Below are 12,893 nucleotides of genomic sequence, written 5' to 3' on the forward strand. Positions count from 1 at the left end.
CGCGGTGGTCAGACGGTGATCAGTCGCCCTCTGTTCGCTCACGGGTGGCCAGCAGCCGCCGTAGCGAGTACAGCCGCTGCGGGTCGGCGTGACCGTCGGCCACCCACTGGTCCAGCGCGCAGTCCGGCTCGTCGTGACTGCACGCGCGCGGGCAGTTCTCGGTGCCGGGCTCCAGGTCGGGGAACGCCTTGATGACCCGGGACGGGTCCACGTGGTGCAGGCCGAAGGAGCGGACGCCGGGGGTGTCGACGACCCAGCCGGAGTCGTCCGGCAGCGGGATCGCGCGCGCCGAGGTCGTGGTGTGCCGGCCGCGTCCGGTGACCGCGTTGACGATGCCGGTGCTGCGCCGCCGCTCCAGCGAGACCAGCGCGTTGACGAGGGTCGTCTTGCCGACACCGGAGTGGCCGACGAACGCCGTGATCTTGCCGTCCAGCTGCTTGCGCACCCGCTCCACGGCGGTGCCGTTCTCCAGCTCCTCGCGGCTCGTGACGACGTAGGGGACGCCCAACGCGCCGTACATCTCCAGGAGTTCGTCGGGCGACGCGAGGTCCGACTTGGTCAGGACGAGCAGCGGGTCGAGGCCGCCGTCGTAGGCCGCGACCAGGCAGCGGTCGATGAGGCGCGGGCGGGGTTCGGGGTCGGCGAGGGCGGTGACGATGGCGAGCTGGTCGGCGTTGGCGACGACCACGCGCTCGTACGGGTCGTCGTCGTCGGCCGTGCGGCGCAGCACGGAGGTGCGCGGCTCGATGCGGACGATACGGGCGAGGGTGTCCTTGTCGCCGGACAGGTCGCCGATGATGGCGACCCGGTCGCCGACCACGGCGGCCTTCCGGCCCAGTTCGCGGGCCTTGACCGCCATCACGACCCGGTCCTCGACCAGGCAGGTCAGGCGGCCCCGGTCGACGGTGAGGACCATGCCCCCGACCGCTTCCTCGTGCTTGGGGCGGATGTTCGTACGCGGCCGGTTGCCCTTGCGGTTCGGGCGCTGGCGGATGTCGTCCTCGTCGGTGTTCTTGCCGTAGCGACGCATGGCGTGTGTCCCCTACGCCCCATCGCTCCCGAGCATCCCGGTCCACAGGTCGGGGAAGTCCGGAAGGGTTTTCGCCGTCGTCGCCACGTTCTCGATCTGTACGCCCTCGACCGCGAGGCCGATGATCGCGCCCGCGGTGGCCATGCGGTGGTCCTCGTAGGTGTGGAAGATCCCGCCGTGCAGGCGGCGCGGGCGGATGTGCAGGCCGTCGGCGGTCTCGGTCACGTCACCGCCCAGCTCGTTGATCTCCTTGGTGAGCGCGGCCAGCCGGTCGGTCTCGTGCAGCCGCAGGTGGGAGACACCCCGCAGGGTCGAGGGAGTGTCCGCGAGGGCGGCGACGGCCGCGATGCCGGGGGTCAGTTCGCCGACCTCGCCCAGGTCCACGTCGATGCCGTGGATCGAGCCCGAGCCGGTGAACTCCAGCCCGTACTCGGTCAGTTCGCAGGAACCGCCCATCTCGGTGAAGATCTCCCGCAGCCGGTCGCCGGGCTGGGTGGTACGGGCCGGCCAGTCCGGTACGACCACCTTGCCGCCGGCCACGAGCGCCGCGGCGAGGAACGGCTGGGCGTTCGACAGATCCGGCTCCACCGTCAGGTCCCGGCCGAGCAGCGCGCCCGGGGTCACCCGCCAGACGTTGGGCTCGCCGCCCGACTCCGGGGTGTCCACCTGGGCGCCGACCGCGCGCAGCATGTCGACCGTCATCCGGATGTGCGGCATCGAGGGGAGCGAGGAGCCGGTGTGCCGGACCTCGACGCCCTGGTTGAAGCGCGGTCCGGAGAGCAGCAGGGCGCTCACGAACTGGGACGAGGAGGACGCGTCGATCTCCACCGGCCCGCCGTCCAGCGCGCCCCCGCCGTGCACCGTCAGCGGCAGCGCGCCCCGGCCGTCGTCGTCGATCCGGGCACCGAGCACGCGCAGCGCGTCGATCACACCGTGCAGGGGGCGTTCGTACGACCTCGGGTCGCCGTCGAAGCGGATGGGGCCGTCGGCCAGCGCGGCGACGGGGGGCAGGAAGCGCATCACGGTGCCCGCGTTGCCGACGTCGATCGTGGCCGGGCCGTGCAGGCCCGAGGGGATGACCCGCCAGAACTCGCCGGAGCCCGTTTCTGTGCCTACGCCCTCCTCGATGCCTACGCCCATGGCGCGCAGGGCGCCGGCCATCAGGAGGGTGTCGCGGGAGCGGAGGGGGCGGCGCAGCCAGCCGGGTTCGCTTGCGAGGGCGGCGAGGACGAGGGCGCGGTTGGTGACCGACTTGGACCCCGGGACGTGGACCGTCGCGTTGACGGCTCCGGCGGCGATGGGGGCGGGCCAGAGGGCGGTTTGTGCGTCGTTCGGGGCCATGGGCCCACTGTATAAGCAGGCCGACTTTCGGGTGCCGCGCCATCGTGGCTGGTCGCGCCCGCGCGGCGGAGCCGCACATAGATACGGCCCCGCGCCGTTTGTGACTCGCCCCTTCTGGGCGCGTCACAGCTCCAGCAGCCAGCGCCCCCCGCCTACCAGCGAGCACAGGGATACCAGGTGGAAGAGGAACAGCCACAAGCCTGCCGGTACGTGCGTCAGGCGCGCCAACTGGTCCGCGTCCGAGTCCCCGGCTCCGCCCCTTGACCTCTTTGCCTGGAGCTCGAACGCCGGGCGTACGCCACCCAACAACAAGAACCACACCACCGCGTACGCGAAGGCTGCCTGGACCTGGGGGCCCGTCAGCCAGGAGATCAGGAGGAAGGCGGCGCCGCTGAGGATGACCGTGAGGGCGCCGTAGGCGTTGCGGATCATCACCAGCATGACTATCAGGAGGAGGGTCGACAGCCACAGGAGGAGGGTGATGTGGCCGGCGCCCAGGAGGGCCGCGCCGCCCAGGCCCAGGAGCGGGGGAGCGGTGTAACCGGCGGCTGCCGTGAGGATCATGCCGAGGCCGTGCGGCTTGCCGCGGCTGACCGTGAGGCCGCTGGTGTCGGAGTGGAGGCGGATGCCGGTGAGGGTGCGGCCGGTCAGCAGGGCCACCAGGCCGTGGCCTCCCTCGTGGGCGATGGTGATGGCGTTCCGGGAGAGGCGCCACACGCCGTGCGGGACGACCACGGCCAGCGCGGCGGCCATGGTGGCGATCACCACCCACAGATCCGGGTCGGGCTGGCTGCCGAAGACCTCGTCCCAGAGGGCGGGTATCGAGGCGATTGCGGTGCTGTCCATTGGTGGCGGAGGCTCCCGTGGGTGTCGTCGAATCTGGCAGTCTGGCACGTATGTGCGGACGGTATCTGAGACGCCGGGTTAGCAGGGATCGTTCCTGACAGCAAACATGCAGCTCACAGCGTTAGAGCCCCGGAGTAATCCGGGGCTCTTGCTCTACCCGTGCTGACTGCGTGCTGACCTGGAGGCACCTGAGATCACCCCAAGACACCCGTCCCGTGCTGGTCCGGTGCTGATCTCCCTGTAGGTTCCCGGCTAGGCGGTGGCGGTCGACCGTAGCGTCAGGGCGTCAACGCTATCCACCCCAACATGGCGTAAGCGGCGGGGGCTTAGCCTCCGGTCTGTCGGCGGGAGGCTTCCGTCAGGCACGCTGTGCTTCGGTGGCACGGATGCGAATACTTACACGATCTTCACTCGTTGCAGGCGGCTTGCGGAAACAACCCAGTCTCTCCTTGGCGTTCTTGGTCTCGAACCGAGGAGGGGAAGGTGTCGGGCCTGAGGCTGTTCCACGCGACGGACGGCAGTGTGACCGAAGTCGCGCCGAGTCTTGCTGAGGTCGAGGCGGATGTACAGAGCCTCGTAGAGGGCAACATGGAGACGCTGTTGGGCGTCCGGTTCCTGGCGAGCGAGTACGGCACCGGGCCGATGCATGGAGGCCGGATCGATTCGCTAGGGCTGGACGAGAACGGCTCGCCGGTCATTGTCGAGTACAAGCGCGGTGTCGACGCCGGCGTCATCAACCAGGGGCTTTTCTACCTGGCATGGCTAATGGACCACCGTGCCGAGTTCGAGCACCTGGTCCGCGCCCGGCTCGGGGTGACGGCCGCGTCCCAGGTCCTGTGGAGCGGACCGCGACTGATCTGCATCGCCGGCGACTTCACCCGCTACGACCTGCATGCCGTGCGCGAGCACCGGAGGTCGATCGACCTGGTCCGCTACCGACTCTTCGGCAGCGACCTGCTCGGCCTTGAGGCCGTGGCCTCCGTGAGCGGCGGCATGCAGGTCGCCCGCCGGGCGCGCCGACAGGCGGTTGCCCAGGCGGCGGCCGACGTTCTGGGCGCGGCGATGCTGGAGCTGGCGGGCGCGGTCGACGAGGTGCTGCTCGGGCTCGGGGACGGCGTGAACCGTGTCGAGCGTAAGCACTACCGGGCGTACCAGCGGCTGCGGAACTTCGCCTGTCTTTGCCCGCCGCAGCGCAGCAAACTGCTGGTCTACCTGAAGGTCGACCCGAAGGACGTCGACCTCGTTCCGGGCTTCACCCGTGACGTGTCCGGGCTCGGCCACCACGGGACGGGCGATCTGGAGGTTCAGCTCCGTACGCCGAGGGACGTGGAGCGGGCGCAGGGTCTGTTCCGGGCGAGCTACGCCGCGGCATGAATGCCTGTCGGCCTCTTGGCCGTGCGCGCTTCGTGGCTGCTCTGTGGTCGTGGGGTGGTGCCTTTCGACGTGCGGGCAGGGCGTGGCGGTGGACTATCAATGATGCGCGGGATCGCCGGTTTGGCTAACCGGCGATCTCGCGCTATGTTGCCCCGCTCTTGCGCGCCGGTGATCAGCGTGAAGGGCCTGCCGTGACCGCCGGAGCGGTCGGCGGGGTGGCGACGAGGCTCGTCCTGCGTTCGGGGCCTGCGGTCGTCGTGTGGCGAGTACCGGTTTCGTGGGCGAGGGTCTCGGAGAGGCTGGCCAGGAGCGAACTCGGGGTGTGCGGGGACGCGGTGAGGGTCCAGGCGGGTCGGTCGGGGTCGGGGCCGGCCCAGATGGTCCAGGCGGTCAGGTTCTGGGTGGGGTGCTGGGCGGTGAAGGCGTCGAACTGGACGCCCGCGTCCCCGGCGGGGGACGTCCAGCGGATCCATCGGCCGTCCACGGTGTGCTCCCACCCTGCGTCGCTGAGGGGGTGCGTGGCGGCGGTGACCGTCTTCTCGTCCACCGGCGTACCGATGGCCGTGTCCCAGCCCTCGCCGTCCGCGAGGTGGTCCAGCAGCTCCTGCAGAACCGGGGCGGGGGTGGCGCCGGTCGCGGTGAGGACCCACATCCGGTCGGAGACGGGCGTCTCGTAGGCGGCCACGGTCCACGCGGTCTCGTGAGCGGGGGTCTCGTGGACGCGCTCGATGCGCAGGGTCTGGGACTCATGGATGACGTGCGTGGTCTCGTCGGACCAGGTCCGCCACCGCTCCCACTCGCCGTGTGTGTCGAGGAACGCGTCGAGGAGAGCGTCGTGGTCGCCGGCGTCGGCTGCGTAGGCCGGGACGGTCTCCGACTCCGGGCGGGCCGGTTCAGGTGCGGCTGCGGTGAGGGCGAGGGGGGCGCGGGCTTCGGCGGCAGCGCGTTCGGTGTCGGTCAGGGGTGCCGGGCCGGGGCGCATGTCGGCAGCGTGGACTTTCTCGAAGGCGACCAGGGCCCCAGCGGGTGAGTCGAAGGTGTCGGCGATCTGGCGCAGGTGGTCCTCGCCGTGGAGGTAGACGGACTTGCCGTTGCGGCCGAGGTAGGTGCCGACCGCGACGGTGGTGTGGCCGTCGTGGGCGTGGGCGTGGATGAGGAGCTGGCCGTGGCGGATGTCGTCGTGGATCTTCTGGGCCTCGTTGGAGACCTCACGGATCTCGCTGCGGGTGCACCAGGGCATCGGGTAGCTGGCCCAGGTCCATTCCTCGTCCATGGCTTCCTGGAGTCGGGGGCTGATCTCGACAGACGTGCCCTCGGCGGCCAGGTGCGTGGCTGCGTCCTTGGCCCAGTAGGGCTCCTCGTGGTCGATGCGCACCAGGACCAGCACGTTCTCGGCGACGACGGTCCAGCCGGCTGCCTCCAGGCCCATGTGGGTGATGCGGGCCTGGGAGCCTGTCAGGACGGCTATGACGGCGCTGGGATGAGTGGGGTGGGTGTCAAGGCGGACGTGAGCGTCGATGGGCGGTGCGGGGGTCACGTTGCGGTGTCGTCTCCTGTGCCGGTGGCAGCGCCCGGGGGTCCGGCCACCGGCGTATGCGGGGTGCTAGCGGGTTGCCCGTGCGGCGGGTGCGGCCGTGGTGGTCGGCGGGCCGGCGCGGGTGGTGGGTGCGGGGCGCGGTCGCGGTGGCGGGAGCGGCCTGGTGGCGTGCTGCCAGCGGGTGCGGATGGCGCCGATGTCGGCGAGGGATCGGCGGGCGCCGACGACGAGTTGGAACGGTGTGTTCGCCGGGTCGCCGGCGTACGCCTGGATCTGGCGGCCGGCGTGGTCGGCGGTGGCCAGGAGGGCGCGCTGCAGGGCGCGTTCGCCCCAGTGCTCCACGGAAGCGGCCGGTTCGGCCAGCAGACGGAGGACTTCGCCCGGTTCGCTGCCGCTGTCCAGCAGACCGCGCTGCTGGGCTTCCCACAGGACGGTGACGGGGTCGACGGGCTCGTTGCGGCGAGCGAGGGCGGTGAGGCACTCCCACAGTCCGGCGTGCAGGGGCTGGGTGAAGTCGTCGGGGATCAGCCACCGGGCGGACTCGATGGCAGCGGGGTGGGCGGTGGCGGTCGCGAGCAGCACCTGCTCCTCCTCCAACGCCTCGGCGTAGTCGGGCGCTGGTGGTGACGGCGGTGCCGGGGTACGCGGCAGGACACCGCCGCGCGGAGGGAACCGGGCTGCGATGTCGTCCACGACCCTGGCGAGTGCCTCGGCCTCGTCGAGCACCGTCTGGACGGGGTGGGGGAGCGAGGCGTCGTGGACGGTGTGGACGAGGTGTTCGGCGGCGCCCTGCAGACGGCGGCGGGCGTGCTCGGCCTCGACCATCCGCGCGTAGGCCGGGGCGTGACGGGACCAGGGGCAGACCTGAATGAGCGTGTGCAGGTACGAGGCGGTCAGCCCGCGTGCCCGCTTGCGGCTCGCGGCGAGCACGCGGTCGAGCCATTTGGCGTTCTTCGCGTGCTGGGCCGGATCGGGCGGCGGCAGGGTGCTGATGGCGGCGAACAGGGCGGCGTGTGCGGCGGTGGAGAACGAGTCGGCGCAGATGCCGCTCACGTCGCCGAGACGGTGCGGATCGAGGAGGAGGGCGCCGAGAAGGGCCTGCTCGATGTGGAACACCGGCTGTGGTGGTGGGACGGCGTCGAGATCGTCTTCGTCGGGTTCGGGGGTAGGGGACATCAGGCGGCCAGAGTGAAGTCGTCGGGGTTGAAGGGCCTGTCGTCGAGCTGGGGGGCCAGCAGGTGCGCGGCCAGCAGGGGTGGGACGGCGTTGCCGATCTGGGAGAACTGCTGGCCTTTGTTGCCCTGCCATGGGTAGTCGGCGGGGAAGGTCTGCAGCATGCCGGCCTCGCGCGCGGTGATCCTGATAGGCGGCGGCGCGGTATCCGGCTCACCGTCCTCGGCACCGTCAGAGGGTTCGGCGACCCAGGTGCACTCGTTGGCCCGGTGGCCGAAGAACAGGGTGCCGGCGGGCTCCGAGGCCCGGCGCACGGTGGCGTTGGTCTGGTTGTTGCTGCGCAGCGACCACGACCATCGGGGCTCTTGGGTGGTGGAGACGGCCGTCGCGATGTCCTCCGGGCTCGTCTCCCGGACAGCGCGCGGGGCGATGTGTCGGGACCCTGCTGAGCGGGAGGCCAGAAGGCTGTCCGTGTCCCGGGGCGTCCAGGTGCCGCGGTTGCGGGCGTCCACGAGCGCCTTGCGGGATCCGGAGGGGAAAGGCTCGGGGCCCCCGCCAGGGCCGCCGCCGGCACAGACGGTGGGCACCGGCCGGTCGGTGGCCCCCCAGCCGAGCGCCTGCGCCATCGACACCCACCGCTGGCGGCCCGGCCCGAACAACGAGTCCGGCTCGGCGAGTTGGGCATGGGTCGGCACGGGGGGCTGGGCGGTGCGGACGCGGGAGGCGAGCAGGATGGCGCGCCGTCTGGTCTGCGGCACACCGAAATCGGCTGCGTTCAGGATGCCGGTCCACACGGAGAATCCCCAGCCGCGCAGAACGGCCGCGTACTGCCGCCACAGCGGCAGCACGTCGGGTACTTCCTCCATCAACAGCCACTCCGGTTCGCCCACCGTGTTCAGGGCGTGCAGGTAGCGCATGGGCTCGGCGGCCAGCAGGGACCGCGGGTCCGCACACGCTGCCAGCAACCGCTCGCGGGTGTCGCGGCCGGAGGCGAGGTCGGCGACGGCCTGGTGGACGTATGGCTGGTCGACCAGACCGAGCCGCTTGCCGGCCATCGACCACGCCTGACAGGGCGGAGACGCGATCAGTCCGCGCACCCGGCCGCAGACGATCCATGCGGGGTAGGCGGCGACATCCGTCCGGATCGTCAACTGGCCTGCGCGGGCGCGGGTTTGGCACGCCCACTCGTCCCACTCCAAGCCGACGTCCCGCGTCCCGAGGACGCTCAGGGCGTGGCTCCAGCCGCCCGGCCCGGCGAACAGGTCCAGGACGATCCGCCTCACGCGGTGAGTCCGAAGCCGTCCTGCACCGGTTCGGCGCCGCGGCAGGCCCACGGGGAGCAGCCGTCAACCACCCCGTCCTCCAGCTCCTGGACCGCGGGAGCGTGGTCGCCGAGTTCCTGCTGGCGCGCGGTCCACTCGGCGGCCGTGACGTGATCGATGGGCGCCTGGTCGAGCGGAACGCGGGAGCGATGCAGGAACGCCTGCCCCAGCAGCGGGTTCCCGGACGCGTTCGCGCGGGCGTTGCCCTGGCGGATGGCCGCGTCGAAGGCGACCACGTCCTGCCATTCCTGCGGACTTGTCTCCCGGATGGTGCGCCACTGCGCGTTGCCGTGAAAGGGGCAGCCCAGGCAGGATGATTTCGGTGTATCCGCCAGACCGATGGAGGTGAGGTATCGGATGCAGTCGGCGCGGGACCAGTCGAGGTCGATGAGGGGATGCCGGTTGCGCATGTACTTGACGTCTGCGTCCTTGGCCCGGTGGAATTCATCTGTCGAGATACCGACCCATTGCTCGACGAAGACGTCCTTCGGTATGCGCTGCGGATAGGGGTATCCGAGAAGTTCCCGGACTTTCTTCTTGATGGGCTTTATCTTGTATTCACCGGTGCACTGACGCCTGGTCATTCCTTGTTTGCCGTCCTCGTTGAGAACGTAGAGAGGCATGGAAGCAAACCGGTGCGCGGGGTCGAGGGCGTCGTCTCGGATGTTTCCCGAAGAAACCCTGAGGACTGGTATTCCGGCCGGAGCGGCGATATCTCGTTCGAGACGGTCGAGATGATCGTAGACCGCCCGTGGCTCCCAGCCGGTATCGGCGAAAATGGCGTAATCGGCCTTTGGGAGAATTCCTTGCGCAGACAGGGCAAGCAGGGTGCTGGACTGGACTCCGGCACCCAGGGAAATGCAGGTGAGGGCAGGTGTTTCGGAAATGGCGGGGGCGCTTTCAGGTGGGGGCGGTTGCGGTGTGTGTGGGGAAATGCGGGGGAGGTCAGCGCCGGGCGCGGGGTGTGCTGGCCGGTGCGGGCACGGGAGTCGCTGTGGCCGGTGCGGGAGCGAGCGGCGCGTGCCCGATGAGTGCGGCGAGGGTGGCGATGCCGTGGGCGGTGAGGCGTACGCGGTCGTCCGGCTGGGCGTAGTACCGGGAGGGCGGTGCCGTCTCGGGAGCCTGTGAGACCAGGCCGGCGACTTCCAGCAGGCGCAGTTGGCTGACAGGTACGGGCCACTCGCTCCGGTCGAAGACCTGGACGGCCGGCCCGCCGAGAGTGCCGGCGATGCTGATGTGCCCGCGGGCGACGGCGAGCAGGGCATGGCGGTGATGGAGGGGCATCTTTACGGCGGCGGTGTGGTCGCCGAGGGGGTTGCGCAGGTATCGCGCGACGTGGCCGGCGGCTTCGACGACCGCTTCGGGGGCCAGGGCGGTCAGTTCACGGGCAGCCCGTACGTGAGGGCCGATCACGCGGAGAACCTCGGCACGGCTCTCGTTCGCATCGGCTGTGCCGAGGGCGTGGCGGGCGGCGGCGAGGTGGCGGGCGGCTCCGTCACTGAGGTGGGCGAGCTGCTTGAGCCGCAGGACCGCGTCGTTCACCTTGCGGCGAGTGTGGAGCGGTTGGTCCGGGAGGGTCTTGACGGCGGCGTGGGTCTCGCGTTGAAGCCGGTGGGCGGAGCGGATGTATGCGTCGGGGTCGGCGTGCGGGCCGGAGAAGTGGAGGAGGACGTCCAGGGTGTCGTTGTGCTGGGCGTAGCGGTCGGCGAGGGCCAGCAGCTGTTCCACGGGGGTTTGCGGCGCGGGCACAGAGAACAGGAGGGCGTCGTCGGGCGGTGCGGTCATCGGCGGGGCCTTGAAAAAGGGAACGAGCGGAGAGGGGAATCCGGGCCGTGGGGGCGGCGCGGACGTCAGCGGGCTGCGGCGCGGATGGCGGACACGGCAGGGGCGGCCGGTGGACGTACGGCAGTTGGCTCCGCGTTGCGGGGCTGGGCCAGCAGGGCGGCCAGCGCGCGGCACCCGTCGGGGGCGAGGTGGATGCGCTCGTCGTGCAGCGTGTGCGGGAACGGCTCGCGGGAGACCAGAGACCGGTCCTGCAGCGCGCGGAGAGTGGTGATGGTGATCCGGGTGGGGCCGCGCCGGACATACGGCTTGTTGAGCAGTCCGGTGAGGGTGACGTGGCCTGCGGCGACGGATTCCAGCGCGGTGCGTTGAGCGGGAGTGAGCGTCGGTGGTCGGTGGTCGGGGCCGAGATGCTGCCGGTGCATCTCGCGGGCGAGGAGTTCGGCGTTGGCCAGGCAGTCCTCGGCGCCGAGGGAGGTGAGGCGTCCGGCGAGGGTCGTACGCCGTCCGGCCTCCAGCAGCGTCTCCCCGTGGTGAACAGCCGGGGCCGGCTCGCTTGCGGGATGTGCGGTGGCGGTTGTTTGGAGGATGTCCACGGCGTCGAGGAGGTGGTCGGCCGCGAGCGTGGCCAACGCGGCGAGCTGGGTGGCCCGCTCCATCACGGCGCGGATGACTGGTGTGTGGCAGAGCCGGGGCATGGTGCGCACGGAGGTGGACACCTCCAGGGCTTCCCGGGCCAGGGCCTGCGTGGAGCGGATGTGCTGGGCAAGAGTGCCTGCCGGATCGGGGCCGCGCAGCAGGACGATGCCCTGGAGGGCATCGTGGTGACGGGTGTAGTGGCCCCCGAGGACCAGCAGGCGTTCGGGGCCCGGGTGCGGGGAAGTCATCGTCTCCCAGGGGCAGTTGGCATCCGGGCCGGACTCGGCTGGTGGGCCTTGGCGGCTTGGACGACGGCGTGGTGGACGTGCGGGTTGACCGCCGCGTCCCGGACGGGGGTGATCACCGCGTGGCCGTTCTGCTGCACGCGGAAGGGAAGGTCGGCGAAGACGCGCTCGACCGGGACGGTGCTGGCGAGGTGGGCGAAGAACTGAGCGACCAGGCGCGTGGGGGCGGCCCGTGTGAAGGTGGCGTTCCAGCCGGTGAGCGGGGCGTCGGGCAGCGAGTGCCGCACCCGCCAGCGGATCTCGGCGTCCGGGACGTGGGTGAGTGCGCAGTATCCGTCGCTGGAGGTGAAGGTGGTCGTTGGTCCGTCGCTGGTCATCTTCCAGCCGTTGAGGGCCGCGGAGTGGGCCAGGGGGCTGGTGGTGATGGGGATGCGCTCGGCGTGCCGGACATCGCCCAGGAGCTGCGGCAGCGCCTGGGTGACGGCGGCGATCGCTTCGACCGGCGTCCGCGCGCTGAAGTGGGCTTCCCAGTACGGCTCGTGGTGGCTGATCCGCCACCAGATCCCCTCCGTGCTGGTCGGCGTGAAGTCGACGAAGAGGCTGTGACAGGGGCTGTCCAGAAGGACGTGTCCGGTCCTCGTGTCGTGATCGTGGTGCCAGCCGAACAGGTGGATCAGCGGTCCGAGCACGTCACCGAGACCGTCGAGTCCGGCGCCGGACAGGTGACGCGGAGAGACGAGGACGCGGTCGGTGGGCGCAAAGCCGGTCATCGCCGCCGTGCCGCCGGTTGGTGTGGGGCGGGGGGCATTGCCGACGCCGTTCGGGTGGAGGTCCCGGGCGGCTGGCGCTGTGCCAGGGCCTGCCGGCCTGCGGCGGTGACCGTGAGGCGCTGGCCGGTGAACCGGGAGGTCGTGGTGTCCACGGAGACCAGCCCGCGCTTGACCAGGGAATTGAGGGTGCCGAGATGGATGGCGGCACCGCTGTGATCGACGGCCTTGGCTACCCCTGTGCGACCGGACTCAGAGAGGGAACCGTTTCTGCTGGACAGTCGCACGAGAACCTCCGCCTGGTGATCCGTCACCTTCGCTGCTGTGACGGTCCGGCTGCGTTCGGCGTGCTGGTCCACGTCGCGGGTGATGCCGGTGGCGAGGTAGTAGCAGCCGGTGTAGGCGAGTTCGAGCTTGTGAGCGGCGCTCGCGAGGTGCTCGGCCATCTTCGGTGCCGCCTCCTCGTGCCGTGCCGCGCGGACAGCGGCTTCGTCGGCGGGCGGTCCGGGGAACGCCGCGGCTTCCAGGGGATTTTCGAGGAGCACGGTGGCCAGCTCACTGGAGGCGGTGGTGGCCGTGTGGACGACTGATGCCAGGAGCTCCAGGGAGGGGCGGCTGCCGGGGACGGCGGTGTACTGGCTGCCGTCGAGTGTGTCGAGGTGTTCCATCAGCTGCTCGACCAGGCCGTTGACGGCCAGGATCTTCGAGGTGAGCTGCCGGCGGGTGTCGGTGCCGGGCGTGAGGGGCAGTGAGCGGACCTCGGCGTGCAGGTCTGCGAAGTCGCTGCCGAGCTGCCTCAGATGCTGGATCTCGGCGTGCAGGTCGATCTGGTGCATG

Annotated in this window: 12 protein-coding genes; 1 reads left to right on the forward strand and 11 read right to left on the reverse strand. The window is 70.8% G+C overall.

Annotated elements, in window-relative coordinates:
- Positions 1-19: 19 nt before the first annotated feature.
- The 3 genes from rsgA to ACFWP5_RS16735 all read right to left on the reverse strand — a co-directional run bounded on the left by rsgA (position 20) and on the right by ACFWP5_RS16735 (position 3,217).
- Positions 20-1,030: a ribosome small subunit-dependent GTPase A gene (gene rsgA, locus ACFWP5_RS16725; protein ID WP_384156123.1), complete on the reverse strand. Its 1,011-nt coding sequence runs from the start codon at positions 1,028-1,030 to the stop codon at positions 20-22.
- A 12-nt stretch (positions 1,031-1,042) separates the two neighbouring features.
- Positions 1,043-2,371 carry a 3-phosphoshikimate 1-carboxyvinyltransferase gene (gene aroA / locus ACFWP5_RS16730; RefSeq protein WP_384156126.1) on the reverse strand — a complete coding sequence of 443 codons (1,329 nt, stop codon included), beginning with the start codon at positions 2,369-2,371 and terminating at the stop codon, positions 1,043-1,045.
- 123 nt (positions 2,372-2,494) lie between these two features.
- Complete coding sequence (locus tag ACFWP5_RS16735; protein WP_384156128.1) at positions 2,495-3,217, reverse strand: M50 family metallopeptidase; 723 nt, start codon at positions 3,215-3,217, stop codon at positions 2,495-2,497.
- Positions 3,218-3,700: 483 nt separating this feature from the next.
- On the opposite strand from ACFWP5_RS16735, the gene ACFWP5_RS16740 reads away from it, so the two are divergent.
- Complete coding sequence (locus ACFWP5_RS16740; protein WP_384156131.1) at positions 3,701-4,591, forward strand: DUF5655 domain-containing protein; 891 nt, start codon at positions 3,701-3,703, stop codon at positions 4,589-4,591.
- Between the two features lie 172 nt (positions 4,592-4,763).
- Here the strand turns inward: ACFWP5_RS16740 and ACFWP5_RS16745 are convergent, their stop codons facing one another.
- The 8 genes from ACFWP5_RS16745 to ACFWP5_RS16780 form a co-directional block, all read right to left on the reverse strand.
- Positions 4,764-6,128: a DUF317 domain-containing protein gene (locus ACFWP5_RS16745; RefSeq protein ID WP_384156133.1), complete on the reverse strand. Its 1,365-nt coding sequence runs from the start codon at positions 6,126-6,128 to the stop codon at positions 4,764-4,766.
- A 66-nt stretch (positions 6,129-6,194) separates the two neighbouring features.
- Entirely contained in the window at positions 6,195-7,304 is a 1,110-nt protein-coding gene (locus ACFWP5_RS16750; protein WP_384156136.1) for a DnaB-like helicase N-terminal domain-containing protein, read from the reverse strand.
- Positions 7,304-8,575: a DNA cytosine methyltransferase gene (locus ACFWP5_RS16755; RefSeq protein ID WP_384156266.1), complete on the reverse strand. Its 1,272-nt coding sequence runs from the start codon at positions 8,573-8,575 to the stop codon at positions 7,304-7,306. Before ACFWP5_RS16755 ends, ACFWP5_RS16750 begins: the two co-directional genes overlap by 1 nt.
- A gap of 5 nt (positions 8,576-8,580) precedes the next feature.
- A complete protein-coding gene (locus tag ACFWP5_RS16760) occupies positions 8,581-9,450 on the reverse strand; it encodes a hypothetical protein (protein ID WP_384156269.1) in 870 nt (289 codons plus the stop codon).
- Between the two features lie 118 nt (positions 9,451-9,568).
- On the reverse strand, positions 9,569-10,408 hold the full coding sequence (locus tag ACFWP5_RS16765) for a hypothetical protein (RefSeq protein ID WP_384156139.1): 840 nt from the start codon (positions 10,406-10,408) through the stop codon (positions 9,569-9,571).
- 65 nt (positions 10,409-10,473) lie between these two features.
- Positions 10,474-11,292, reverse strand: coding sequence for a hypothetical protein (locus ACFWP5_RS16770; protein WP_384156142.1), 819 nt, complete (start codon positions 11,290-11,292; stop codon positions 10,474-10,476).
- Positions 11,289-12,059: a DUF317 domain-containing protein gene (locus ACFWP5_RS16775; protein WP_384156144.1), complete on the reverse strand. Its 771-nt coding sequence runs from the start codon at positions 12,057-12,059 to the stop codon at positions 11,289-11,291. The genes ACFWP5_RS16770 and ACFWP5_RS16775 overlap by 4 nt, the downstream gene beginning before the upstream one ends.
- On the reverse strand, positions 12,056-12,892 hold the full coding sequence (locus ACFWP5_RS16780; RefSeq protein WP_384156147.1) for a hypothetical protein: 837 nt from the start codon (positions 12,890-12,892) through the stop codon (positions 12,056-12,058). Before ACFWP5_RS16780 ends, ACFWP5_RS16775 begins: the two co-directional genes overlap by 4 nt.
- Position 12,893 lies beyond the last annotated feature (1 nt).

Source organism: Streptomyces sp. NPDC058469 (genome assembly GCF_042721125.1).
GTDB lineage: Bacteria > Actinomycetota > Actinomycetes > Streptomycetales > Streptomycetaceae > Streptomyces.